The organism is Exiguobacterium sp. s157 (genome assembly GCF_018618205.1).
Classification (GTDB): Bacteria; Bacillota; Bacilli; order Exiguobacteriales; family Exiguobacteriaceae; genus Exiguobacterium; species Exiguobacterium chiriqhucha.
In genome coordinates, this window is the sequence record NZ_JACSLQ010000002.1 from 89,151 (window position 1) to 111,512 (window position 22,362).

Consider the following 22,362-nt stretch of genomic DNA (forward strand, 5'->3'; position numbering starts at 1 on the left):
CAAATTATTATTTAGGACTAATAAATATTTCCCTATTTGCGTGAAAGGAAAACGCCTATATGCCAGAATGGTGTTTTCTTTGCGTTGAGATGAATGAATTCGGGGAATGGAATGATGAGACGCGTTTGAAAGGAGATTGGAATATGAAATTGATTGCCATCGATTTAGACGGGACGTTATTGTCTCGAACTGGTGTCATCACAGAAACGAACCAAGACGCAATCCGGCGTCGCCAAGCCGAGGGAGATTTGGTCGCCATCTCTTCGGGCCGATCGATTCACGATATCGAAGAGTTGCTGCGACGGAGCAGATTGACTTGTCCAATCTTGTCCGGGAACGGGGCAATCGCTTTCTATGAGAACGAACGCATTTATTACCACGCGCTCCCGAAAGACGTCGTACAGGAGTTGTGGGATGTGGCCCATGAGCACGGAGCGTATGTCGAATTTTATACGAATGCCGGGGTGAAAGTACTCCGTTCGGGTACCGATTTACTGAAGGGCGAGTTGGATGAGGTGTTGCCACACGACCAATCGTTCTCACAGGAATGGGGCGAGCGAGAGATTGAAATTCAAAACGAACAGTTCGGGCTGACATATGTTGATGCGATCGAGGACATCGACTTTGAGGCCGACGAAGTGTACAAAGTCTTCGTCTATTCGTTCGATCGGCGCAAACTGCACGAGCTCCGGAAACTGTATGAGCCCCGGACCGACATTTTGATCACGACGGCAGGCTGGACGAAAATCGAGATCGGTCATCCGAATGCGAGCAAAGGGATGGCCTTGACGCAGTTGGCAGAGCATCACGGCATTCCACAAGCGGATATTGTGGCCATCGGGGACAATTTGAACGACATCTCGATGTTCGAAGTGGCGGAAACGAGGATTGCGATGGGGAACGCCGTCGATCCGTTGAAAGACATCAGCACCCATATCACGAAGGATGTTGAGGACGATGGCGTCGCCTATGCGCTCGACCATTATATCGACGACTAAATTTTGAAGAAATGGTGAACAGGGATTCGATGTCACGTAAAACGGTTAATGTATTAGTGTAGTCCTCATTCAACGTGTTGAGCTGAAAGGGGGCAACGGATGAAACGAAGATTCAATCGTTGTTTGACTGAGGCCGGCTCGGTGAAACGAGAGACAAGTTGGTTGAAAGACCAGCGGACTAGGTGATCTCCTGATTCAAACTGTCGTCCACCTGACCTCGAGCGAGAGGTGAGGGGCAGACAAAAAGGATATGTGGGAGGCAAAACGTCTAGGAAGCTCGGTGTTTCAAAACAGGTGGGCATGATGAGGTTCATGATGGATTTCAACCTTATTACGTCGAAACGCAGTCATGGCCGTTTTGGAGGCAATGTCTCTGTGCAGGGCCAGATTGATGTTCAGACGAACGAACGCTCCGAAATCGCGTTCTGAACCGCGTCCATTTTCTAGCACGTATCGATTGATTGCATGGGACGGTCGGCCGGGAACTTTCTCGGTCGGGTGAAAGTCCGCTCTACTAGAAACGCTCACCGTTAAGCGCCACAGACGTGGCGCTTTTTCTTATGGGGCGAACGTGGCGACCCGGTCCGGTTGTTTGCCATCTGCTCGTTCAAACTTCACACGATGGCCGTCTGCGGCCTGTTCGACCTGAAACGTGTAAGCGGCGTCGGGTTCGTCTTCGAACGTCAAATCATAGACGTAACCGCTTAAGGAAAGGGTACCGTCAATCGAATAGGTTTCCGCCGAAATGTTATAATGAGTCGCAAGGTACTGCTCTAAGGCACGTTCGCGTTCCTCAATTTCGGTCGAGTAGCGGACGTAGAGGAAAGTGGCGAGCGTGATTGTGACGACGAGGGTGAATCGGAGAATCGTCTCCCAGTTTCGTTTTGGCATGAACGCGTCTCCTTTCCATATCTGGAAATAAGAATTTCAAAATATTTTACGAAAAATTCTGACAAATTACAAGAAAAAAATTATAGAGGAGTGACGACATGCCGAAAATATATTGGCTCGGGACGTTCGTGAGCGGATTGATCCTCATGATGATGGGGGAAACGGGCGCTGTCCCACGTATCGTGCCCTATTTTTTGATGGCGCTTGGCGTGACGGGCTTTCTTGTCCAAGCTTGGTTCGAACAAAAACGACGCCGCTAAGGGCGTCGTTTTTTGATTAAATCGATTCGAGCAACTGATTCAACAATGTGTCGATGTCTGCTTGGAGCGCATCGGCTTGTTGCTGCAACGTCATTAATTCTTTTAAATCGTTCGTCTCATTCATCTGGTGCAGGAGTGCTTGATGTGATGCTTCGAGCTCGGTCAGGCGAGCTTCATCAACTGAGGTGTCGCGAGTCGTTTCTTGCTTCGGTTTCACGAGTTTCGGTTTAGGAACGGCGACCTCTGTGTTCATTTCATGTTGCCGTTTCTCGAGCGCATACGACACGTTTCCCGGGAAACGTGTCGCTGTCCCGTCGAGCCAATAGGTGATCGGGAACAGGTTGTTCAAGAAGTAGCGGTCGTGTGAGACGGCGACGAGCGTCCCGGTGAAACGGTCGAGTGCGTCTTCAAGCGCTTCACGCGCTTCGATGTCGAGGTGGTTCGTCGGTTCGTCTAAGACGAGCACGTTCACATCCTCATGCATGAGAATGGCGAGCATGAGCCGCATCTTCTCGCCACCGCTCAAATCTTTGACCGGTTTGAAGACGCTCGCGCCATAGAAGAGGAATTGGGCCAGCAATTGACGGGCCTTCCCTTCATCGACAGCGATGCGGTCACGGAACGCCTCGATGAGCCGATGGGAGTCATCAAAGTCGATGTGTTGGGACAAGTAGCCGATTTGGGCCCGTTCCGCTCGTCGCACCTCGCCTGTCGCCGGTTCGAGGTGACCGAGCAATACTTTCAACAGGGTCGACTTGCCGCTCCCATTTGGGCCGACGATGGCGATGCGTTCGCCATGACCGGCGTAGAACGAGACGTGTTCGAAGACGGTCCGGTCGTAAGTGACCGTCACGTCGGTCGCCTCGAACACATCGCGTCCGGTCCGCCCCTGAGCCGTGAACTGAATGTCCGGTTGAACGGCCTCGAGTCGTGGTTTTTTGATCGTCTCGAGGCGGGCGAGCGCTTTCTCCATCGATTTGGCGCGCCGATAAAACTTCTCGTTCGGTGGATTGCCTTCGTTCGCCCACTGTCTTAGCTGTCGAATCGTTTCCTTCATCTTCTTGATTTTCTTTTGTTGCTCCGTATAGGCATGGAATTGATCGAGCAACTTCTTTTCTTTTTGGGCGACGAACGCGCTGTAGTTGCCATCAAAACTAGCCAACTCCCCGTCCTCACATTCGACGATGCGTGTGGCGACGGCGTCGAGAAACACGCGGTCGTGTGAGACGAGGAGAAGCGTGGACGGACTGTCACGCAGGAATGACTCGAGCCAAGTCATCGCTTCTAAATCGAGATGGTTCGTCGGTTCGTCGAGGATGAGCAGTTCCGGCTCTTGGAGCAACGCCAAGGCGAGCCCGACTTTGGTCCGTTCTCCGCCGCTGAGTGTGTCGAATGGGCGGTCGACGAAACTTGTGAGCCGTAATCCATCGATCATCGCATTCACTTTCGAATCGATGGCATAGCCGCCGCCGTTCTCATAGCGCATCTGCAGGGCGCCGTACGTCTCGAGGAGTGAGTCGATGTCGTCACTTGAGATCATCTGTTCCTCGAGTCGTCGCATCTCGTCACCGAGTCTCGTCAACTCGGCGAACGCGGTATAGAGTACGTCTCGCCCTGATTTACCGGGATGGGCAGGAATCTGGGCCAAATAGCCAATCGTCAGCCGTTGTTTTCGATAGATCGTCCCTTCGTCGGGCGAATCGGCGCCGACGATGAGGTGTAGGAGTGTCGTCTTGCCGCTCCCGTTCCGTCCGACGAGCCCGATTCGCTCGCCTGCGTTTACCTGAAGATTGGCATCGATTAAGACGGCGTGGCCGCCGAATTGTTTTTGAATATGTTGTAATTCGATTAACATAGATGGTTCCTCCTAAAGTAGAGGCCTATCAAAAAAACCGAGCGCAAAGAAGCGCTCGGCAAGAAAGAGAGGCGCTTTGTCGTATTTCAGCAATGTCTAAAAAAGGACAGACGGGTCCTGTGGTTACGCGACATCGTGAAAAATCGCACGCAAAATGTACAAATGTTCTGTTGACCAGTGCGTACGTCCGACAAAGTTCACCTTTCTCCCTCCTTTCAATCATCATTAGAGTTATTGTAAGCGATTTCGGTCAGTTCGACAACTAGAGAGACAGGAATTTCAGGAAACGGTGTCGTATTGTTTAGGCATCAGAAAGGAGAGACGCTATGCGCAAGGAATGGCTCGGTGCTATCAGTTTAACGCTCGCCGCCAGCATTTGGGGCGGGATGTACGTCGTCAGTAAGTATGCGCTCGGCTATATCGAACCGTTCACGCTCGTCTGGATGCGCTACGCCGTTGCCTTTGTCGTTCTGTTTATAATGTGGTGGGCGTTCGGACGCGAGCAGATTGCCAGGAGCGCCTGGAAGTGGATCGCGCTCGTCGGAGTCGTCGGCTATGTCGCCTCGATTTCCTTTCAATTCATCGGCACGAAACTCTCAGATGCCCATACCGGATCGCTTGTGACGGCGGCGACGCCGGCGTTCATGGTGATCTTCGCCCGGTTGATCTTGAAAGAGCGGCTCACACCTGTCAAAATCGGGTCACTTCTGTTGGCGACGCTCGGGGTCATCATCGTCGTCGGCTGGCACGTCGAAGGCACGTATTTCATCGGTAGCCTCGTCTTGGTCGGTGCCGCCATCACGTGGGCGCTCATGTCCATCTATGTGAAAATCGCTTCCGAGACGATGTCGTCGTTAACGATCACGACGTTCGCCATCGGCATCGCCTTCGTATTGATGACGCCGCTCATGGGAATGGAAGTGGCCGCATCCGGTTTGCCGGATATGACCACGGTGTTGTGGCTCAGTGTGTTATACGTTGGCATCATTTCGACGGCCGGGGCGTTCTTCTTTTGGAACAAAGGGATCGAACTCATGGATGCGAGCGTCGGGTCGCTGTTTTTCTTCTTCCAACCGCTCGTCGGGGGTTACCTCGGCTGGCTCGTCCTCGACGAACGGCTCGACCGCAACTTCTTCATCGGTGCCGCCTGCATCATCACGGCCGTCACCTGGTCGACACTCACCGAACGACGGCAAAAGCGTGTCCGCGAGACACGTCAAGCTGAGGAGCGCCATATCTTATAACCAAAGACGACCGACCCGCTCTGGGCCGATCGTCTTTTTAAAATCCGTGATGATCGAGTTTGTCTTCGTCGCGCTTCATCTCGAGTTCGAGCCGCTGAATCGCGAGTTTCTCTTGCTCGATTTTGAGTCGAAGTTCTTCTAAACGCGCCTTCCGTGTCTTGTTGAACGTGTCTGCGGCGATGGACACGACGACGATGACCATGATGTAGAAAAAGAAATCCATTTGATACGCCTCCTTTTAGTGTGAGCCGAACAAATCCGTCACCAGCTGTTGTGTGAGGAGCGCCTCACGACCGTCCGTCATGATGGCCGTATCGTCGGTCAACGCCGAGATAAAGTGGTCGATCGCTCCTTGAAAGCCTCGTTGAGTCAAGAGTGTGTCCCATGACCCGAACGTCTTCGTCGAATGGGCGCCGTGCTCGAAGCGCTGAAGCGTCACCATCTCATCGACCGTCACGCGAAGTCCGTCCCGGATGGCGCTCAGCCCTTCGTGATTGGTCCCGGCCTTGCGGTGCATCGATGTCGTGTGCAGTCCGTATTCGTCTTGCCAGACGTGGCGGGCGAAATGAAGCTCGTTCGCTTCGGTCTTCTCCAAATGCCCTGTGACTAGACGCAACTCGCTTCCGGTGAGATACCGGATCGTGTCGACGACGTGTAAATAATCGTCGAGCAACGTGAACTGATAGTCGTGGCCGCGCAAACCGTCCCCGCGATGCTTGACGAAGTCGAGCGTGTGGAACGGAGCGGCTTCTTTCACGTGCTGATACATCGGGGCGAAGCGGCGATTGAAGCCAACCATGAGCTTCCGGTTCGTCTGCTCGGCCAGCTCGACGAGACGTTCCGCCTGTTCGATTGTCGCAGCGAGTGGTTTATCGACATACACATCGACACCGTGTGCGAGCAGATAGGAGACGACGTCGAAATGCGTCTCGGTCGAACTGTGGACGAACGCCGCATCGACGGACGCCGCAAGCTCGGGAAGTCCTGTGAATGACTCCATCCGATGGGCCCGACAGATCGCGTCGCGTTTGGCGACGGTCGGAGAATAGGCACCGATCAGTTCGAACGATGTGCTGTTCGATAAAATCGGTAAGTACGCTTTCTGAGCGATGCCGCCGAGACCGACGACACCAATTTTAGGCTGACGCATATGTACCACTCCTTTTCTATCATCATAACGAAAAAAGAACCGAATGACACGTACGCGCGGTGCGTCAGGTCATTCGGTTCTTGCTTATAGGCTGGCAATGAGGACGATGTCGCCCTCTGGTGCCGTGTTGCCCCGTTCGGGTTCTTTCGTGACAGCGACGGTATCCCAGTCCGTCTCCGATTCAGTCGAATCGAGTGTATAGATGACGGTCCCGTTCCCTTTAGCATCCGTCACGAACGCCCCGGTCGGAATCGGGGAGTCGTCTTTTATGAGCCAAACTTGATATACCTCGTTCGCTTCGAGCGCATCGAGTCCGTTCGTTTGGACGATGAGCTGACGCTGGCCGTCCTGTTCGGCCAGATAAGCCACGCCTTCCGAATCGCCTTCGAGCGGGACGGTCTCGGTCAAGGCGATGCCGCTCGGGTCATCTTGGTTCAAGAGCAGGTAGCCGTTCCCGATCAAGGAGAGCATGAGTGCGGCTGCGAGAGCGAGCGCTCCCCAGGGCGTCTTCTGGTTCTTCTTCGTGGCAGTGAACGGTGTGATCGGGGTCGGTTCGTCTGGTTTCGACGCTGTCTCCGTATCGTCTTCTGCGAACACGTTGTCGAGGATGCGTGCCTTCATCCCGCTCGGTGGTTCAGCCGGTTCAGAGAGGAACGCGACGCCGCCGACGAGGGCCTCGAGTTGTTCGAGCTCTTCTTGACACGATTGACATGTCGCGAGATGCGCTTCGAACCGGATGCGTTCGTCTTCCGTCAAATGCTGGTTGAAATAATCAATCAATTGGTCACAAGCGTTCATCGTTCCACCTCCTTATCAATCAAATCATGGGATAGATGCCTTCGTAACTGTTTCAACGCTAATCGAATCCTTCCTTTTACGGTGCCGAGCGGGATGCCACACGCATCGGCGATCTTTTGTTGGCTGAGCCCTTGGAAATACATGAGACGGACGACTTGTTGTTGCTCGACCGGAAGCTCGGCCATCGCCGTCTCGATTTGCGTTCGCTCTTCTTGCCATTCGACCTCGGTCTCGACGGACGGGGCCGGGGCCGGGATGGCTTCAGCGTAAGACTCGTCTAGTTGCAGGTCGGGTTTTCGTTTGCGAATCAAGTCGATCGTGACGTGACGGCTCATCGTGAACAGCCACGATTTGAATTTTCCTTTTGAGTCATCATATACGCCGCCGCCGCGCCACAGCTTGATGAATACTTCCTGCATCGCTTCTTCGGCGAGGTCGCGGTCTTTCGTCAACTGCATGACAAAGGCATACAGGATTCGTTCATAGCGATCATAAAGTGCCTCGAGCGCTTGTTTGTCTTTTTGCCTGACGCGCTCGTACAATTCAATATCAGTCATGGCTGTCTCCTTTATCCATAAGGGAATCCCTTGTATTGATCTAACGGATGAAACCGTGAAATGGATGCCTATTTGAGGTGACTATTTTGTGAACGGTCGTTATGTAGTCCCGTGTTTAACGGGAGCATGTCGATGTCGCGTCGCCGAGTCGGTGAAAGAGTTTCAAATTCAAGGCACTGAGCAGTCGATACGTCACGTAACTAAACAGCATTGCTGTGAGGAATGTGATGAGAAGCGCAAATCCGTTCGGGAGCCATTGTTGCCAAAATGAATATGTCCGTATGCCGAACAAAAAGGCGAAGACAAGTCCGAACCCGATCACGATTCCGCTATACTGACAGTAGTAGCGGCTTAAACGATTTTTCATGTTGCACGTCCTTTCTCCTTTTACTATACGAGAAGGGGGTATGGCGACACAAGGAGGATGACGATGAAACGATTTACAAAGGAAGGACGGACGCTCATCTGTTTTGATTTCGACGAGACGTACTTCCCGCATGCTTGTTCCGCAAAGCAGTTGGAGCACTTGCGGCAACTCGAAGATTTTCTCGATCATCATTCACATCGCTTATCGACGATGTGGGTGACGGGGAGTTCGCTCGAGACGATTATGGAGAAAGTGAAGCGGGCCGAGATGCGTTACTTCCCACATCGAATCGCGGCGAGTCTCGGGACAGAGCTGTATCAAGTGACGGCGTCCGGACAACTGGAGCTTGATCCCGGTTATTCGTCACGGTTTCCCGATGATTTTTCAGACCGCGTCACCCAAGTCGTCGACAGGCTAGGGCGAACACTCACGATTGAACCACAGACGAATCTTGGCACAAGCGGCTGGATGCACAATTATTATTACTTCGGCGAGAGCGCACAGGAGCTCGAGCATATTCGTTCGAGTGCCGGTGACTTCGGAATCGCGGTCAACGTTAGTCGTTGCAACCCGCTCGCCGGGGATCCGGCAGACGCCTACGATATTGATTTCATCCCACGAGGGGCGGGGAAAGTCGCTGCAGTCGACTACGTGTGCGACCGATATACGTTTCAAACCGAGCACGCCTACGCGTTCGGGGACAGTGGGAACGATTTAGGAATGTTGGGGTATGTCGGCAACGGCTATGTGCTTGGTAACGGGACGGAAGAAGCCAAACGAGAACATGGTCGTGTCACCGAGGGCATGTATGCGGATGGGATTCTAGAAGTGTTACATCGAGCGGTAGAGCAGACGGGTTTAAGCGCTCGCGACTAGACGTAGCGCTGCGGTCTCCACACGCTCGAACAAATGCGTTCTCAGCCGATGGGTCGTCAAATCGAGCGGCAGACGCCGTTTCCAAAGCTCGGTGAACACCTCGGATAGGACGGCCTCGGCCCAGTCGGCTCGCGTCGTCAAGCGGAGGGCGAGCGAATATAAGATGCGCTCATAGCGGTCGTACAGCAGTTCGAGCGCGGAAGTGTCGCGGTTTAACAATCGTGCGTATAAATCGTGATCGGATATGAATGACATGGTGAACTCCTTTAGGAATGAGACTGTCTCGTGGTTTGACTTGCGGGCAAATGACGTAACCTTCTTATTTCACTTATAAGGTGAGCGTAAACGGTTACTTGTTGCTTCGAGCACATTCAAAAAACACCCGAGGTCCGCGTCTAGCGGCCAGGCGGGTGTTTTTGGGTTAAAACGACGTATAACAGTGAGGGCATGTCTGGGTGTTCCCACCGGACCGTTTGAAGGTTTTCTTACAGTTCGGACACGTGACGGTCTCGGTGTCTTGACCGAACAGGCTGCCGCGGTTGAATAAAACATTGCTTAAATTTGGCAAGGCTTTGGCCGCATAAATCATGGAAATGAATAAGACGATGGCCAAAACGGCCAACAGCAAATAGGTCATATCGGGTAAACCCCTTTCGCAAAAGATTCATTTCTTCTAGCATACGGCAAATCGCTCAAACGCACACCTCTAGACTGGAGTTACGAACAAATGTTCGATATAATAAAGGTAACAAAAGGAGGGAAATCAGATGAGGCAAGAGGTCATGCGTTGGATGCGGAACGGACAAGTCGTAGAAATGGTGTATATCGATCGGAACGGGGTCATTTCAAAGCGACGCGTCAAACTGATGAAGCTACAAGGCGATCGACTTGTCGCGTGGGATATACGCAAGAAGGCCCGTCGGACATTTTGTATGGAACGTGTCCTCGCCTGTCTCCCGACGATCGAACGAGATTCAGGACGAGAGGAGGGAATTGGATGACACCACTTCCGAAATGTTCGGCGCCGGCCGAACGGGCGCTCAAGGCCGCCTATATCGATACGCTCGAACAGTTGGCCACGTATACGAAGCAAGAGATTGCGGCCTTACATGGGGTCGGGCCAAGTGTGCTGCGAATCTTGGAAACCGCGCTTCATGAGCAAGGACTTCGGTTCACCGACAGCGAAATACATTCCTAGTCCCGTCCTGGACTAGGAATTTTTTGGTTGGGCGATTGCATTGCACGTAAAAAGGGAAGTAATATATTTGTCATCTCCATTACAGCCTAATATCTAGTACCATGACGATAAGGTTTGCGAACCTAGCGACACCCATGAGAAAGGAAGTACACAGCATGAGGACGAAACGTTTATCCGCCATTCTAGAAAATGAGATGGATGACATCGAACGCGATCCATGGGTGACCGGAATTGAGACAGATTCCAGAAAGGTCAGTCCAGGGAATTTATTTATCTGTATCCGCGGTTATACGGTGGACGGACATGAATTCGCTGAGGATGCCGTCTCCAAAGGAGCGGTTGCTGTCATCTCGGAATACCCGCTTGATCTTGAGGTGCCGAACCTTGTCGTCGCGGACACGAAGCGGACAGCCGGCGTGGTGGCCAGTGCCTTTTATGACCACCCCTCACATCGGATGCGTATTTACGGTGTCACCGGTACGAATGGCAAAACGACGACCGCGACATTGACATATGATTTATTTCGTCTGTCCGGACGGCCGGTCGGGATTGTCAGTACGATTGGAGCACGTTATAGAGATCAAACATTAAAAACACCAAATACGACGCCGGAAGCCGTCGTCTTACATCGTATTTTGGCCGAGATGGCGGATGCCGGCGTGACCGACTGTGTCGTCGAAGTCTCCTCGCATGCAATGATGGAAGGACGTGTCGAAGGCGTCCGATTTCACGCGGCGGCGTTCACGAACTTGACGCATGACCACTTGGATTACCATCGCTCAATGGACGAGTACGCCCGGGCCAAAGCCCGATTATTCGAACAAGTCGAAACGACAGACGGGGACGCCATTATTTTGAACGCCGAAGACCCGGCCAGTAAGACGATGGCCGCGTTTGCCCCGACCCGTCGACGTATCATGTATAGCACGCATGCCGACGTACCGGCCGATATCCAAGTCATTTGGCATGACCAAACGGTAGTCGTCAAAATGAACGCACTGACGATTGAGGCGCCGGTCCGCTTCATGGGCGCATTCAACGCCGCCAACCTGGCTGCGGCCATCGGTCTCGTCTCGACGTCGGAACTGATGTTGCGCTCCATCATCGCCAACGTGCCAGGACTCACGCTTCCAAAAGGTCGTCTCGAGCGACTTGATACGGAAGATGGCGAGATTTATATCGACTATGCCCATACGCCGGACGGACTCGAAAAATGTTTGTCGACGCTTCAGCAAGGTGAGCGAGAGCTCGTGGTCGTCTTGAGTGCGGCCGGAGACCGAGATCCGACGAAGCGGGCAGAGATGGGTCGAATCGCGAGCCGCTATTCAGACGATTTAATCGTGACAGTACATGACGTGCGGACGGAAGACCCGAGGCACATCATCGATGGATTGCTCGAAGGTGTTGATTCGAACACGCATTACGTGACGTTCGAGGAACGGCGAGATGCCTTGCGCCATGCAGCGCAACAAGCGCTCGTCGGGAAACGGATCGTCGTCGTCGGAAAAGGTCATGACCACGTCGAACGAGTCGGACAAGAGTCGATTCCGTTCAACGAATCGGACATTTTGCTCGATGAATTAAAAAAATTAAAAGGCCAAGAACCGGCCGTTTAACGAAACGATGACAGCTGTCATCGTTTTTTAATGTGTAATTTTTGCAAAAGAAGGTAATTACTCTTACTGTAACGCTATCGAAGGAGGGAACTACACATGTCAGTTTTGTACAAAGAGTTCACAAATGATGAAGAAGTTGTGACCGCCATTCAATCGATGAAAGCGAAAGGGATTGAGGACAAGCACATTTATGTCGTCACCCACGATGATGACCGGACCGATCGTGTGGCCGATAACGCCGACGCGAATACAGTATCGGCATCAGACGTCGGCCTGGGGACGGCCGCGAAAAATGTATTCCGTAAAAAAGGGGACGAGCTCCGAGCCCAATTCGAACAGCTCGGCTTCTCATCGACAGAAGCGGACCAACTCGAGAAAAAATTAGACCAAGGCAAGGTGATTGTCGTCGTCAAAGACGCACCAGCCGGATTCACTTTATAATTCCACCACCATGGAGAATACAGGGACAGGGCTGAATCGATGGATTCAGCCCTGTTTGTTAGTCATGGATCCGAACGACGGTCCGGCCGCTCAGTTCGCCGCGCATCATCGCCTCAGCGTGGCGAGGGACGTCATGCAACGGAATCTCATGAATCATATGGTTGAGCACGTTAGAATCAAGCAGCTCATCCAATCGTTCCCACGCCTTCAGACGACGTACGATGGGTTGCATGACCGAATCAATGCCGATGAGCCGTACGCCTCGTAAGATGAACGGATAGACGGTCGTGTGGAGCTCATGGCCACCGGCAAGCCCACACGCAACGACCGTCCCTTCATAGCGCGTTCGGCTGAGGATATTACCGAGCGTCTCGCCTCCGACCGAGTCGATGGCAGCATCGAACCGCTGTTCATCCAGCGGTCGGGCCGGTCCTTCGAGCTCGCTTCGGGCCATCACGTTCTCGACACCGAGGTCGCGCAAATACGCCGGGTCTTGTTTGCCGGTCGAGGCAATCACGTGATAGCCGAGCTTGTGGAGCAAGGCGATGGCAAAACTGCCGACTCCCCCGGAAGCACCGGTCACAAGTACTTCTTGACCAGGATGCACACCCTCGTGTTCGAGCGCCTCAACAGCGAACATGGCGGTAAGTCCTGGCGTTCCGATTGTCATTGCATCTCGCAGCGCCATGCCTTTCGGTAGTTTGATGAGCCAGTTCCCAGGGACTTGAGCGTAACGGCTGAAGCCACCGAAATGTCGTTCGCCGATGCCGAAACCGGTCGCAATGACATCGTCGCCGGCTTTGAAATCGAGATGGTCGGATTCAACGACTTTCCCGACGAACTCGCACCCGGGGATGAACGGATAATGACTGACGATTTTGCCGGATCCGGTCAGCCCGAGAGCGTCTTTGTAGTTGAGCGCTGAATAATGGACTTCGACGAGGACGTTGCCGTCTTCTTCTCTCGGAAGGGCGTCGAATTTGACGTCGGTCACCGTGGAATGGAGACGGTCGTCTTTTTTGTCGAGGACGAGTGCTTGAAATGATTCGTTCATGGTCAATTGGCCCCTTTCGCTGATACGTATTCTATTCCTTTGTTATCATTCCCCACCTGCCAAAATATATACACGAATGTTTCGTTCTAACAGGGAGTGGAATGGTACAATGAAAGAGATTCAACTAGAGTGAGGAGGAATGAAGCATGCGGCACGACGACTATGAGTTTGATGAAGAAGTAGAAGAAGGCGAATTGTTTAACGTATACGACATTCTGCCACCGGATGGAACCATTCTTGAGATGGCTACGGCCGAAGAAATGGTACGTGCGGCGGAGCTCGAGGCGACGCATAATGCCCTTGAGCGAATCCAAGACTCAAACTTCCAGTTGTCAGGAATCACTTTTAAAGAGTTGCTGGCAGAGTTCGAACGATACGAGCAAGAATCGATGGAATTCTGGACAGGCGTTTATAGCCGATTGCGCATTCCATGGGCATGGACGATTCGAATCGATGTGGCCAACGGTCCGATTCACGTCGTCAATGACCGCGACATCTTTATCGATGAAGCGGACTTCGAAGAGTATGATTTCGAGGAATATGCTGATGATGATTACGAAGAAGAAGACAATCAATGAATCCAAAAACGTCTTTCCCTCATTCAGGGAAAGACGTTTTTTTGCTGTCGAGGAGAGCAACACGGATGCGCGTTACTTCTGTCGCTCCGAACCAAAGCCCGACGCTACATAAGATGGCGACACCGCTCACCATCGCTCCGACAATCGCCGTGTCCCCAATCATCGTGAACGACAATCCGAGACTGAACAAGCCGAAAAATAATAATCCTCCTGCAATCGTCTTCATGACTTAGCCACCCTTTCTCATTTCATCTGTCTCTAGTGTAGGCGGTTGAACCTAAAAAGGGTGGCTGAATTTTATACCAGGTGAAAAATCAGTCTAGGTCATACACCGAATACGTCTTGCCATTCTCGAACGGCTCGTCTAGCAAGTGTTTCGCCAAAATGCGGGCAACCGTCTCAGGGGTGCGCAATCGTCCTTCCGTCACATAGGAGCGGAACTGTTCAACGTCACGGAACGCGTCTTCTGACGAGGCCCGAATGCTTTCCTGCATCGCGGTGTCCATGACGCCTGGATTGAACAAGGCGACCTTGTCGTCCGTCCCGGTCAATTCAAGGGCGACCGTCTCCGTGAAATGGTCGAGCCCGGCTTTCGTCGCACAATAGGCGCTCCAGCCCGAGATGGGGCGCTTGGCGGCCCCTGAGGTCACATGGATGAGCGAGACGGGCAAGTCGTACGCGAGCACCGCGTTCGTCAAGAGCATCGGGGCGAGCAGATTGGCTTGGACGTGGGCGATAAGCTGCGCATCATCCACTTGACCGGCCCGGTGAATCGGTTCAATCAACGCCGCATTTTGGACGACGAGCAAGGACGTTGCCGTCTCGATGAGCGGCTTCATCTGTCCAATCGCGGCCAGTGTGCTTGTCGGATCGGCTAAGTCGACCTTGACGTGACGGAACGAGGCATCGGTCGCCTGCGTCCGTGAAAAATTGACGACCTCATAATCACGCTTCAATAATTCCTCGGCGATGGCACGGCCGAGGCCGCGCGATGCACCGGTCACAATAGCTAGTTTCATGGCAGTTCCTCCTATTCGTGAATCGTCTTCCGATATCCGTAAAACGGACGGAAATTCAATTTCTCGTAATACGTGTGGGATGAAGCGCTCGCGAGCATCTCGAGGCGCGTTTCGGGGTAGAGCGCATGCACGTGTGACAGCAGTCGCTCGCCAATCCCGAGGCGACGGTGCGAGGCCGCGATGAGCAGTTCGCACACGTACAGGCTCACGGTCGTGTCGGTCAATCCACGCAAGTAGGCGATCACCTGTCCTTCTGACTCGACGACATAGGCGACGTTCGATTGCCGCCACGCCTGTTTCGTCAACTCGTGTTGTCGGACGAGTTGACTCCAACCTTCCGCTTCATTCAACGCTTGAATCTGTTCGAAGTCACGTTCTTCGTATGGGCGGATATTCAAGAAGACACACCTGCTTTCTGTTCGATGACTTTCATGAGGTCGAACGCCCCGTCTGACTCGTTCGAACAGACGACCGAGACGATGTCTGTGGCCGGGTAGTAAGCAGAATGAAAACTGACGCCGGGGTCATAACCCATGACATGATATTTGAAGACGTGTCGATTCGCGTCCAATTGAATCCACAGACCGTAGCCATAATGTGCGCCTGTTTCGTTCACTGGCACGTGAGGCGTGAGCAACCGTGACGTCATCGCCTCCCCAAGCAGGCGATGACCGAGCAGGGCGCTCCAAAGTTTGGCCATATCTTGTGCCGTCACGAACGCGCCGCCGTCCGCGCCGCCTTTGACGGGAATCGAATAGTGGTTCGTCCGCCAAGAGCCGTCCACATTGTCGATATACCCGAGCGCCGTGTGCGCTGGTAAGGCATCGAGGGAGAAGTACCCCGAATCGGTCATGTCGGCCGGTTTGAACACGAATCGTTCGATATAGTCCGAGAACGTCAACCCGCTCGCTTGTTCGATGATGAGGCCGAGTAGGATATACCCGGCATTATTGTATTGGAACACGCCCCGTTCTTGTCGCATCGGTTCGTGCTGGAACATCGGAAGAAAGTCACGTAGCTGCCTGATGTGATACATCGGACGTTGCCGCCACAATTCCTCAAAATCGTCCATGACAGACTCGTCGAAATAATCGGGGATGCCGGACGTGTGAGTGAGCAACTGTTCGACTGTCACGGCCGGATCGAACGTTGGAAAATCGATGGTGAGGCATTCGCCGAGCGTCGATGTGAATGCCAACTTGTCTTGTTCGATGAGCTGGCAGACGGCGATGGCCGTGAACAACTTACAGCCCGAAGCGATACCGAATCGGGTCGACGTTCGATTTTCGATGCGTTCCGCCCGATTCGCATAACCTTGTTGATGGTCGAACAGGATGTCGTTCTGTCGCATGACGAGCGCCGATCCAGAAAAATCAGGTTTAATGGGAAGGTCAGTAAAGTCGTCGTCCAAAAGCTTGTTCATCGGGCACCTCCGAAAGTTTGTCTAGTGTTTTTAGCATAGCATACGGCCAATCAATCCCTAACCACACAAAAAAATGTCTCCTCCGTCAAAGGCGGAGGAGACGCTGATTATTCACCAATCGCTTCTTCACGGTCAGTGTCCGTCGTACCGAGATTCGTCAAGTAAACCTCATATCTCGGGAGCCAGTAGCGATAGGACGCCCAAACGAGGCCACCCGTCACAACGAACAAGGCGATGGTCGCCGGCCAGAACCAGCTCGAGACAATCCCGTCCGCATAGGCGAGACCGATCGGTGAGAAGACGAAGTAGACGAAAATCATCGACGCGACAAGGATGATGGAAGTCGAAATTGCATGACGCCATGGCTTGACGCGGCCAAGATCGATGCGAATCGGATTGATGTGTTGCATCGGTCGAACTTTTGCGAATACGAGCATGATGGTCGTTTCGAGGACGAACAAAATCCCGTAAATGTGAATGAAGTTGATGCCAAGGTCGAAGCCGAACCACTGCTCCGTTCCCCAGACGAGGAAGTAATACGTGACGACGTGGAAGCCGATGACGAGTTTCGCGGCAATCGGCGGTACGCGCTTCACGAGCATCCCGATTAAGACGATGACGAGAATCGGGATATTGAAGAAACCGGTGAAGCGGCGAATCAAGTCCCACAGTCCGTCCGGTGCGTACATCAAGTTCGGAGCGACGAAGAACGAGACGAGCGCGACGAACGTCCCGAACCATTTGCTGACACGAATCAAATCTTTGTCAGACGCGTCCGGTTTGAACTTCGGCTTATAAATATCGAGCACGAATAAGGTGGCGATACTATTGAGCAACGAGTTGAACGAGCTGAACACGGCACCGAGCAAGACGGCGAGGAAGAAGCCCATGAGCCACATCGGCAACAAGTCGGCAATCAAGCTCGGATAAGCGAGGTCCGCCTTATCGACGTTCGTGCCATACAAATGGAACGCGATAATCCCTGGAAGCAGCATGAAAATCGGGACGAGCAACTTCAAATAACCGGTGAAAAGTACCCCTTTTTGACCTCGGCCAAGTTCTTCGCCCCGAGTGCCCGTTGGATGACATATTGATTGAGCGCCCAATAAAACAAGTTCGCAAAAATCATCCCCGTGAAGATGGACAAGAACGGAACGGAATCGTTCTCTGAACCGATCGCGTTCAGTTTCTCTGGATTCTCGGTTGCAATCGTCTTCATCCCATCGACGAGGTTGCCGTCACCGAGCGCGATGAAGCCGAGCGTCGGGACGAGGAAACCGATGATGATTAATCCGATCCCGTTCAACGTGTCGGAGACGGCGACGGCGCGGAGACCACCGAAAATGGCGTAAACGGCTCCGATAATCCCGATGAACCAAATGACGAGCCAGAGCGACTGCTCGAAGCTGATTCCGAGTAATTCCGGTACGTCAAACAGTTGCAGGACGGCCAATCCGCCGGAATAGAGCATCGATGGGATCGTGACGCACATATAGCCGAACAAGAACAACAGGACCGTCAAGCGGCGGACGTCCTCGTCATACCGTTGGCTCAAAAATTCAGGGATCGTCGAAATCCCGATTCCGAGAAAACGCGGCAGTAAAAAGAGCGCCATGATGATGGCGGCGATTCCGGCTGTGACTTCCCACGCCATGGCTGACATGTTGCCGGCGAACGATTGCCCGTTTAAGCCGATCAACTGCTCGGCTGACAAGTTCGTCAATAAGAGTGATCCGGCGATAAAGATGCCGGTTAGCCCCCGTCCTGCCAAGAAGTAGTCGTCGGCACTCTCGACTTTCCCTTTCGTCATGCGATAAGACACGTAAGCGACGAGCCCCATGAATAAGGCCCCTGTGATTAATATGTAAACAACTTGTTGAATGGTCAACGACATTCCCTCCCTCAACTTCTTCTTATTTATAAGTACTTTTTCATAACTACCCTTCACGAAGTATGATTATTTCCCGTTTTCTCTTTTGTAAAAGAACTGTAACAAACCTCACAACAAAAAAAGACACCTGAGAGGTCAGGTGTCAAAAAAAGCGAAGCAACGAAGTCGCGACCGTGAAATAAATGATTAAGCCGAGATTGTCGACGACTGTTGTGATGAACGGACCCGACGCGACGGCTGGATCGAGTTTCAATCGATTGATCAAGAGCGGCACGAGCGTCCCGACGATGGTCGCCACGCTGAGCGACGCAAAAATCGACAGACCGACGATTATGCCGATTAAGGCACTGTCATAGAGGACGGTGATGACGCCGAAGATGACGACCATACAGGCGAGACCGAGCAAGACGCCCGTCCCGAACTCACGACGAATCATCTTCAACACGTTCTTTCGATTAATCGTCCCGAGCGCGATTGAGCGGACGGCGACGACGAGCGATTGGGTGGCGGCGTTACCGGCCGAACCCATGACGAGCGGCATGAAGACGGCGAGCAAGACGATCGTTTCGAGCGTGTCCTCGAAACCACCGATTGTCGACGCAGTGATCATCCCGAGGAACATGAGGCTAATAATCCATGGCGCGCGCTTCATCGCCGCCTCGACCGGTCCCATGTTGATGTCCGACGAACCTTTCGTCGCCGACAGCTCTTCGAAATCCTCGGTCGTCTCGCGTTCGATGACGTCCATGACATCGTCGACCGTGATGATCCCGAGCAGATGGTCCTCGCTGTCGATGACAGGCAGGGCCAATAAGTCATACTTCTGAACGGTCCGGGCCAAGTCTTCCTGGTCGGCGAGGACGTGGGCCGACACGACGCGCCGGCCCATGATGTCCGCGATTTGCACGTCGAGCGGGGAGACGATCAAGTCGCGTAGCGAGACGACGCCGACGAGCCGGCGATCGGTGTCGATGACGTACAGGTAATAGATTGTCTCGGCTTCCGGTCCAAGTTCGCGCAAGTCTTCGAGTGTCGCACCTACGGTCTTGTCCGCCTTCAACACGATAAACTCGGTCGTCATGATGGCACCGGCCGTATCGTCCGGATAGCGCATCAAGTCTTTGACCTCGGTCGCCTCGGTCTCGTCCATCAACTCGAACAGTTCGTTCATGAAGTCGTCTGGGAGCTCGGTCATCAAGTCGGCGGCGTTATCCGAGAACATATCGTTCAACACACGTACGGCGAACGGACGTGGCATCTCTTGAATGAACTGTTCCTGTTCGTCCAGTTCAAGTTTTTCAAACAAGTCGGTGAACGCTTCCGGGGATAACGCCTCGTAGACGAACTCACGGGCCGGACGTTCAAGTTCGATGAACAGGTCGGCCTGTTCACCAGGGTGGAGGGTGAGGAACACGTCGCGGAAATCGACCGGGTCCCCTTTTTGAATGAGCGCTGTCACTTGGGCTTCATGACGGGCGCGTTCTGTACGTTCGATTGCCATCGACTCACTTCCTTTTCACATCATTTGTCTATATTATGTCACGAGTTTGAGCGGTCTCAAACAAAATCAAAAAAAAGCTATGAATTTTTTTCACAATCTATACAGCGTGTATACGTCACTTTCTCTCGATTCGAGGGGCCACACCGTTTCTCGAGTGATTGTTCATTCATGTCACGTCATGGTCTATGCACTTTAGTGTGGAATCCACCACAGTCCAAACGTCGGACTTGCCCATCGTGGAAATGGGTAAGTTGATAATGTAAGGGTAGCAACACACCCGAATCACAAGGAGGAAGCGAGATGATATCGATGACGGATCAACAAACCGCACGGGATACTACGCTGAAACATCCGATCCACGTGTATTCAGAAATTGGTGAACTCAGGACCGTCCTTTTAAAACGTCCAGGACGCGAACTCGAAAATTTGACCCCGGAATATTTGGAACGACTCCTGTTTGACGACATTCCCCATCTTCCAGTCATTCAAAAAGAACACGACTACTTTGCGAGCGTGCTGCAAAATCGAGGCGTCGAAGTACTCTATCTAGAAAATTTGATGGCGGAAACGTTATCACTACCAGGGGTGCGCGAACGATTCGTCGCCGATATCTTGGCGGAGTCAAAATCGAATATCAACGGCTCGTACGAGACACTTAAAGAATATTTGCTCGCCTACGACAACGAAAAATTGATTGAAACCGTCATGGCCGGCATTCGCAAGTCTGAGATTAAGCCCGAAAAACGGCGCCACTTACACGAGATGATTGAGGACACGTATCCGTTCTATCTCGATCCGATGCCGAACTTATACTTCACCCGTGACCCGGCGGCAGCAATCGGCAACGGGCTATCCATCAACCGGATGAAAGAGCCGGCTCGTCGTCGTGAATCGTTGTTCACACAATATATTATGCGCTATCATCCGCGATTCGCGAAACACGACATCCCGATTTGGTCGGACCGCGACTATCGTTTCGCGATGGAGGGGGGGGACGAGCTCGTGTTGTCGAAGGAAGTCGTCGCCATCGGGATTTCCGAACGAACGACGGCCCAAGGGATTGAACGGGTCGCCCTCAACTTGTTGAAAAAAGGCGGTACATTCAAGAAAGTCATCGCCATCGAGATTCCGAAATCGCGCGCGTTCATGCATCTCGACACGGTCTTTACGATGGTCGACCATGACAAGTTCACGATTCATCCGTTCATCCAAGGTCCAGGAGGCAAGATGAATATCTTTGAACTGACGTTGAACGCCGTAGGCGAACTTCACATCACGCAGCATACGGATCTGTTGAACGTGTTAAAAGCCGCACTCGGTCTCGATGAGATCGTCTTAATTCCATGTGGGGGCGGGGACCCGATTGCCGCTGCCCGCGAGCAATGGAACGATGGGTCGAACACGCTCGCCATCGCCCCAGGCGTCGTCGTCACGTACGACCGCAACTACGTTTCGAACGAGTTGCTCCGTTCCGAGGGCGTTGAAGTCATCGAAATCATGTCGAGTGAACTGTCGCGTGGTCGTGGGGGTCCACGCTGTATGAGCTGTCCGATTATCCGCGAAGACATTTAACGAGGAGGAAACGAGCATGTCCACAACGTACAACTTTGATTTGAAAGGCCGTCATTTTCTATCATTGAACGATTTTTCAGGAGACGAGTTGAACTATTTGATCGATTTATCGGCCGCCTTCAAGCGTCAAAAGCAACAAGGCGTCCCGCACCGCATCTGTGAAGGGAAGAACGTGGCGCTCTTGTTTGAAAAACCATCGACACGGACGCGTTGTGCGTTTACTGTGGCGGCCATCGATCTCGGCATGCATCCGGAATACCTCGGGAAATCGGATATCCAGTTCGGCAAAAAAGAATCGGTTCGAGACACGGCCATCGTGCTCGGACGTATGTTCGACGGCATCCAGTTCCGTGGGTTCGCCCATGAGACGGTCGAAGGTTTGGCCAAAGATGCTGGTGTCCCGGTATGGAACGGGTTGACGGACTTATATCATCCGACTCAAATCTTGGCCGACTTCTTGACCGTCAAAGAACAGAAAGGCGAGTTGTCTGGCATTCGCTTCGTCTATGTCGGCGATGGACGCAACAATATGGGCAACACGCTCTTGATTGGTGGGGCCAAAGTCGGGATGGACATGCGCATCTGCGCGCCGAAATCGCTCTGGCCGTCAGATGAGGTCGTCGATTTTGCCCGCTCGGTCGCTGCCGAGACGGGAGCGAAAATTACGTTGACCGAGAGTATCGATGAAGCGGTCGCCGACGCCGACGTGATTTACACCGATGTGTGGGTGTCGATGGGCGAAGAGGCGGAATTCGCCGAGCGGATCAAGTTGCTCCATCCTTACCAAGTGAACATGGACATGCTCACGAAGACGAATAATCCAGACGTCATGTTCCTTCACTGTCTGCCAGCCTTCCACGACTTGGAGACCGAGGTTGGCCGAGCCATCCATGCCGAATACGGTCTGACCGAGATGGAAGTCACGGACGAGGTGTTCCGGAGTCGTCATTCCTTCGTCTTTGATCAGGCGGAGAATCGGATGCACACGATTAAAGCTGTGATGGCGGCGACGCTCACCGACACGAACGAATGGCTTGAACGCTGACGGACGGGAGGGGTTTCCCCTCCGGTTC

At 53.0% G+C, this 22,362-nt stretch carries 26 protein-coding genes and 1 pseudogene; 11 read left to right on the forward strand and 16 right to left on the reverse strand.

What is annotated here, in order from left to right:
- Positions 1-143: 143 nt before the first annotated feature.
- Positions 144-998 (forward strand): HAD family hydrolase, encoded by an 855-nt coding sequence (locus tag KNP67_RS04280; protein ID WP_214755998.1) that lies wholly within the window; start codon positions 144-146, stop codon positions 996-998.
- A gap of 558 nt (positions 999-1,556) precedes the next feature.
- Here the strand turns inward: KNP67_RS04280 and KNP67_RS04285 are convergent.
- Positions 1,557-1,889 (reverse strand): hypothetical protein, encoded by a 333-nt coding sequence (locus tag KNP67_RS04285; protein WP_138858646.1) that lies wholly within the window; start codon positions 1,887-1,889, stop codon positions 1,557-1,559.
- Positions 1,890-1,987: 98 nt separating this feature from the next.
- Between KNP67_RS04285 and KNP67_RS04290 the strand changes: the two genes are divergently transcribed.
- Entirely contained in the window at positions 1,988-2,149 is a 162-nt protein-coding gene (locus KNP67_RS04290; protein ID WP_034779568.1) for a hypothetical protein, read from the forward strand.
- A gap of 16 nt (positions 2,150-2,165) precedes the next feature.
- Here KNP67_RS04290 and abc-f read toward each other — a convergent pair whose 3' ends face one another.
- Positions 2,166-4,004: a ribosomal protection-like ABC-F family protein gene (abc-f, locus tag KNP67_RS04295; RefSeq protein WP_214755999.1), complete on the reverse strand. Its 1,839-nt coding sequence runs from the start codon at positions 4,002-4,004 to the stop codon at positions 2,166-2,168.
- Between the two features lie 326 nt (positions 4,005-4,330).
- Between abc-f and KNP67_RS04300 the strand changes: the two genes are divergently transcribed.
- Complete coding sequence (locus tag KNP67_RS04300) at positions 4,331-5,248, forward strand: DMT family transporter (protein ID WP_029594526.1); 918 nt, start codon at positions 4,331-4,333, stop codon at positions 5,246-5,248.
- A gap of 37 nt (positions 5,249-5,285) precedes the next feature.
- On the opposite strand, the gene KNP67_RS04305 is transcribed toward KNP67_RS04300, so the two are convergent.
- The 5 genes from KNP67_RS04305 to KNP67_RS04325 form a co-directional block, all read right to left on the reverse strand.
- Positions 5,286-5,471: a hypothetical protein gene (locus KNP67_RS04305; protein WP_021065953.1), complete on the reverse strand. Its 186-nt coding sequence runs from the start codon at positions 5,469-5,471 to the stop codon at positions 5,286-5,288.
- 15 nt (positions 5,472-5,486) lie between these two features.
- The gene (locus tag KNP67_RS04310) at positions 5,487-6,398 is read right to left on the reverse strand and encodes a Gfo/Idh/MocA family protein (RefSeq protein WP_029594528.1); all 912 of its coding nucleotides are present in this window, start codon (positions 6,396-6,398) and stop codon (positions 5,487-5,489) included.
- Between the two features lie 84 nt (positions 6,399-6,482).
- Positions 6,483-7,196 (reverse strand): anti-sigma factor, encoded by a 714-nt coding sequence (locus tag KNP67_RS04315; protein WP_029594529.1) that lies wholly within the window; start codon positions 7,194-7,196, stop codon positions 6,483-6,485.
- On the reverse strand, positions 7,193-7,753 hold the full coding sequence (locus KNP67_RS04320) for an RNA polymerase sigma factor (protein ID WP_029594530.1): 561 nt from the start codon (positions 7,751-7,753) through the stop codon (positions 7,193-7,195). Before KNP67_RS04320 ends, KNP67_RS04315 begins: the two co-directional genes overlap by 4 nt.
- A gap of 115 nt (positions 7,754-7,868) precedes the next feature.
- Complete coding sequence (locus KNP67_RS04325; protein WP_029594531.1) at positions 7,869-8,120, reverse strand: hypothetical protein; 252 nt, start codon at positions 8,118-8,120, stop codon at positions 7,869-7,871.
- Positions 8,121-8,183: 63 nt separating this feature from the next.
- Here KNP67_RS04325 and KNP67_RS04330 point away from each other — a divergent pair, with 63 nt between their 5' ends.
- Positions 8,184-8,996 (forward strand): HAD family hydrolase, encoded by an 813-nt coding sequence (locus KNP67_RS04330; RefSeq protein WP_029594532.1) that lies wholly within the window; start codon positions 8,184-8,186, stop codon positions 8,994-8,996.
- Here the strand turns inward: KNP67_RS04330 and KNP67_RS04335 are convergent.
- Both KNP67_RS04335 and KNP67_RS04340 read right to left on the reverse strand, forming a co-directional pair.
- Entirely contained in the window at positions 8,979-9,251 is a 273-nt protein-coding gene (locus tag KNP67_RS04335) for a sigma factor (RefSeq protein ID WP_029594533.1), read from the reverse strand. The genes KNP67_RS04330 and KNP67_RS04335 overlap by 18 nt on opposite strands.
- A gap of 166 nt (positions 9,252-9,417) precedes the next feature.
- Positions 9,418-9,633 carry a hypothetical protein gene (locus tag KNP67_RS04340; protein WP_251128688.1) on the reverse strand — a complete coding sequence of 72 codons (216 nt, stop codon included), beginning with the start codon at positions 9,631-9,633 and terminating at the stop codon, positions 9,418-9,420.
- A 130-nt stretch (positions 9,634-9,763) separates the two neighbouring features.
- Between KNP67_RS04340 and KNP67_RS04345 the strand changes: the two genes are divergently transcribed.
- The 4 genes from KNP67_RS04345 (at position 9,764) to KNP67_RS04360 (ending at position 12,251) form a co-directional block, all read left to right on the forward strand.
- Complete coding sequence (locus tag KNP67_RS04345; RefSeq protein ID WP_029594535.1) at positions 9,764-9,997, forward strand: hypothetical protein; 234 nt, start codon at positions 9,764-9,766, stop codon at positions 9,995-9,997.
- A complete protein-coding gene (locus KNP67_RS04350; protein WP_029594536.1) occupies positions 9,994-10,194 on the forward strand; it encodes a helix-hairpin-helix domain-containing protein in 201 nt (66 codons plus the stop codon). The genes KNP67_RS04345 and KNP67_RS04350 overlap by 4 nt, the downstream gene beginning before the upstream one ends.
- A gap of 155 nt (positions 10,195-10,349) precedes the next feature.
- On the forward strand, positions 10,350-11,810 hold the full coding sequence (locus KNP67_RS04355; protein ID WP_029594537.1) for a UDP-N-acetylmuramoyl-L-alanyl-D-glutamate--2,6-diaminopimelate ligase: 1,461 nt from the start codon (positions 10,350-10,352) through the stop codon (positions 11,808-11,810).
- 96 nt (positions 11,811-11,906) lie between these two features.
- Positions 11,907-12,251 carry a YflT domain-containing protein gene (locus KNP67_RS04360; protein ID WP_029594538.1) on the forward strand — a complete coding sequence of 115 codons (345 nt, stop codon included), beginning with the start codon at positions 11,907-11,909 and terminating at the stop codon, positions 12,249-12,251.
- 58 nt (positions 12,252-12,309) lie between these two features.
- Here the strand turns inward: KNP67_RS04360 and KNP67_RS04365 are convergent, their stop codons facing one another.
- Positions 12,310-13,305, reverse strand: coding sequence for an MDR family oxidoreductase (locus KNP67_RS04365; RefSeq protein ID WP_029594539.1), 996 nt, complete (start codon positions 13,303-13,305; stop codon positions 12,310-12,312).
- Positions 13,306-13,451: 146 nt separating this feature from the next.
- On the opposite strand from KNP67_RS04365, the gene KNP67_RS04370 reads away from it, so the two are divergent.
- Positions 13,452-13,883 carry a hypothetical protein gene (locus tag KNP67_RS04370; RefSeq protein WP_214756000.1) on the forward strand — a complete coding sequence of 144 codons (432 nt, stop codon included), beginning with the start codon at positions 13,452-13,454 and terminating at the stop codon, positions 13,881-13,883.
- Positions 13,884-13,902: 19 nt separating this feature from the next.
- Here the strand turns inward: KNP67_RS04370 and KNP67_RS04375 are convergent, their stop codons facing one another.
- The 6 genes and pseudogenes from KNP67_RS04375 to mgtE all read right to left on the reverse strand — a co-directional run bounded on the left by KNP67_RS04375 (position 13,903) and on the right by mgtE (position 19,717).
- Positions 13,903-14,109, reverse strand: a complete 207-nt coding sequence (locus KNP67_RS04375; RefSeq protein ID WP_034779520.1) for a hypothetical protein — start codon at positions 14,107-14,109, stop codon at positions 13,903-13,905.
- An 88-nt stretch (positions 14,110-14,197) separates the two neighbouring features.
- On the reverse strand, positions 14,198-14,902 hold the full coding sequence (locus KNP67_RS04380) for an SDR family NAD(P)-dependent oxidoreductase (protein ID WP_214756028.1): 705 nt from the start codon (positions 14,900-14,902) through the stop codon (positions 14,198-14,200).
- Positions 14,903-14,913: 11 nt separating this feature from the next.
- On the reverse strand, positions 14,914-15,300 hold the full coding sequence (locus tag KNP67_RS04385) for a GNAT family N-acetyltransferase (protein WP_138858658.1): 387 nt from the start codon (positions 15,298-15,300) through the stop codon (positions 14,914-14,916).
- Complete coding sequence (locus tag KNP67_RS04390; protein WP_214756031.1) at positions 15,297-16,325, reverse strand: serine hydrolase domain-containing protein; 1,029 nt, start codon at positions 16,323-16,325, stop codon at positions 15,297-15,299. The genes KNP67_RS04385 and KNP67_RS04390 overlap by 4 nt, the downstream gene beginning before the upstream one ends.
- Positions 16,326-16,432: 107 nt before the next feature.
- Positions 16,433-18,219: pseudogene (locus tag KNP67_RS15645) on the reverse strand (solute:sodium symporter family transporter).
- A gap of 139 nt (positions 18,220-18,358) precedes the next feature.
- Positions 18,359-19,717, reverse strand: a complete 1,359-nt coding sequence (gene mgtE / locus KNP67_RS04400) for a magnesium transporter (protein ID WP_214756041.1) — start codon at positions 19,715-19,717, stop codon at positions 18,359-18,361.
- 342 nt (positions 19,718-20,059) lie between these two features.
- On the opposite strand from mgtE, the gene arcA reads away from it, so the two are divergent.
- Both arcA and argF read left to right on the forward strand, forming a co-directional pair.
- A complete protein-coding gene (arcA, locus tag KNP67_RS04405; RefSeq protein WP_214756347.1) occupies positions 20,060-21,289 on the forward strand; it encodes an arginine deiminase in 1,230 nt (409 codons plus the stop codon).
- A gap of 16 nt (positions 21,290-21,305) precedes the next feature.
- On the forward strand, positions 21,306-22,334 hold the full coding sequence (gene argF, locus KNP67_RS04410; RefSeq protein ID WP_214715651.1) for an ornithine carbamoyltransferase: 1,029 nt from the start codon (positions 21,306-21,308) through the stop codon (positions 22,332-22,334).
- Positions 22,335-22,362 lie beyond the last annotated feature (28 nt).

Coding starts and splice junctions, on each gene's coding strand:
- KNP67_RS04280 (WP_214755998.1), top strand. CDS start 144: ATGAAATTGATTGCCATCGATTTAGACGGGACGTTATTGTCTCGAACT.
- KNP67_RS04285 (WP_138858646.1), bottom strand. CDS start 1,889: ATGCCAAAACGAAACTGGGAGACGATTCTCCGATTCACCCTCGTCGTC.
- KNP67_RS04290 (WP_034779568.1), top strand. CDS start 1,988: ATGCCGAAAATATATTGGCTCGGGACGTTCGTGAGCGGATTGATCCTC.
- abc-f (WP_214755999.1), bottom strand. CDS start 4,004: ATGTTAATCGAATTACAACATATTCAAAAACAATTCGGCGGCCACGCC.
- KNP67_RS04300 (WP_029594526.1), top strand. CDS start 4,331: ATGCGCAAGGAATGGCTCGGTGCTATCAGTTTAACGCTCGCCGCCAGC.
- KNP67_RS04305 (WP_021065953.1), bottom strand. CDS start 5,471: ATGGATTTCTTTTTCTACATCATGGTCATCGTCGTCGTGTCCATCGCC.
- KNP67_RS04310 (WP_029594528.1), bottom strand. CDS start 6,398: ATGCGTCAGCCTAAAATTGGTGTCGTCGGTCTCGGCGGCATCGCTCAG.
- KNP67_RS04315 (WP_029594529.1), bottom strand. CDS start 7,196: ATGAACGCTTGTGACCAATTGATTGATTATTTCAACCAGCATTTGACG.
- KNP67_RS04320 (WP_029594530.1), bottom strand. CDS start 7,753: ATGACTGATATTGAATTGTACGAGCGCGTCAGGCAAAAAGACAAACAA.
- KNP67_RS04325 (WP_029594531.1), bottom strand. CDS start 8,120: ATGAAAAATCGTTTAAGCCGCTACTACTGTCAGTATAGCGGAATCGTG.
- KNP67_RS04330 (WP_029594532.1), top strand. CDS start 8,184: ATGAAACGATTTACAAAGGAAGGACGGACGCTCATCTGTTTTGATTTC.
- KNP67_RS04335 (WP_029594533.1), bottom strand. CDS start 9,251: ATGTCATTCATATCCGATCACGATTTATACGCACGATTGTTAAACCGC.
- KNP67_RS04340 (WP_251128688.1), bottom strand. CDS start 9,633: ATGACCTATTTGCTGTTGGCCGTTTTGGCCATCGTCTTATTCATTTCC.
- KNP67_RS04345 (WP_029594535.1), top strand. CDS start 9,764: ATGAGGCAAGAGGTCATGCGTTGGATGCGGAACGGACAAGTCGTAGAA.
- KNP67_RS04350 (WP_029594536.1), top strand. CDS start 9,994: ATGACACCACTTCCGAAATGTTCGGCGCCGGCCGAACGGGCGCTCAAG.
- KNP67_RS04355 (WP_029594537.1), top strand. CDS start 10,350: ATGAGGACGAAACGTTTATCCGCCATTCTAGAAAATGAGATGGATGAC.
- KNP67_RS04360 (WP_029594538.1), top strand. CDS start 11,907: ATGTCAGTTTTGTACAAAGAGTTCACAAATGATGAAGAAGTTGTGACC.
- KNP67_RS04365 (WP_029594539.1), bottom strand. CDS start 13,305: ATGAACGAATCATTTCAAGCACTCGTCCTCGACAAAAAAGACGACCGT.
- KNP67_RS04370 (WP_214756000.1), top strand. CDS start 13,452: ATGCGGCACGACGACTATGAGTTTGATGAAGAAGTAGAAGAAGGCGAA.
- KNP67_RS04375 (WP_034779520.1), bottom strand. CDS start 14,109: ATGAAGACGATTGCAGGAGGATTATTATTTTTCGGCTTGTTCAGTCTC.
- KNP67_RS04380 (WP_214756028.1), bottom strand. CDS start 14,902: ATGAAACTAGCTATTGTGACCGGTGCATCGCGCGGCCTCGGCCGTGCC.
- KNP67_RS04390 (WP_214756031.1), bottom strand. CDS start 16,325: ATGAACAAGCTTTTGGACGACGACTTTACTGACCTTCCCATTAAACCT.
- mgtE (WP_214756041.1), bottom strand. CDS start 19,717: ATGGCAATCGAACGTACAGAACGCGCCCGTCATGAAGCCCAAGTGACA.
- argF (WP_214715651.1), top strand. CDS start 21,306: ATGTCCACAACGTACAACTTTGATTTGAAAGGCCGTCATTTTCTATCA.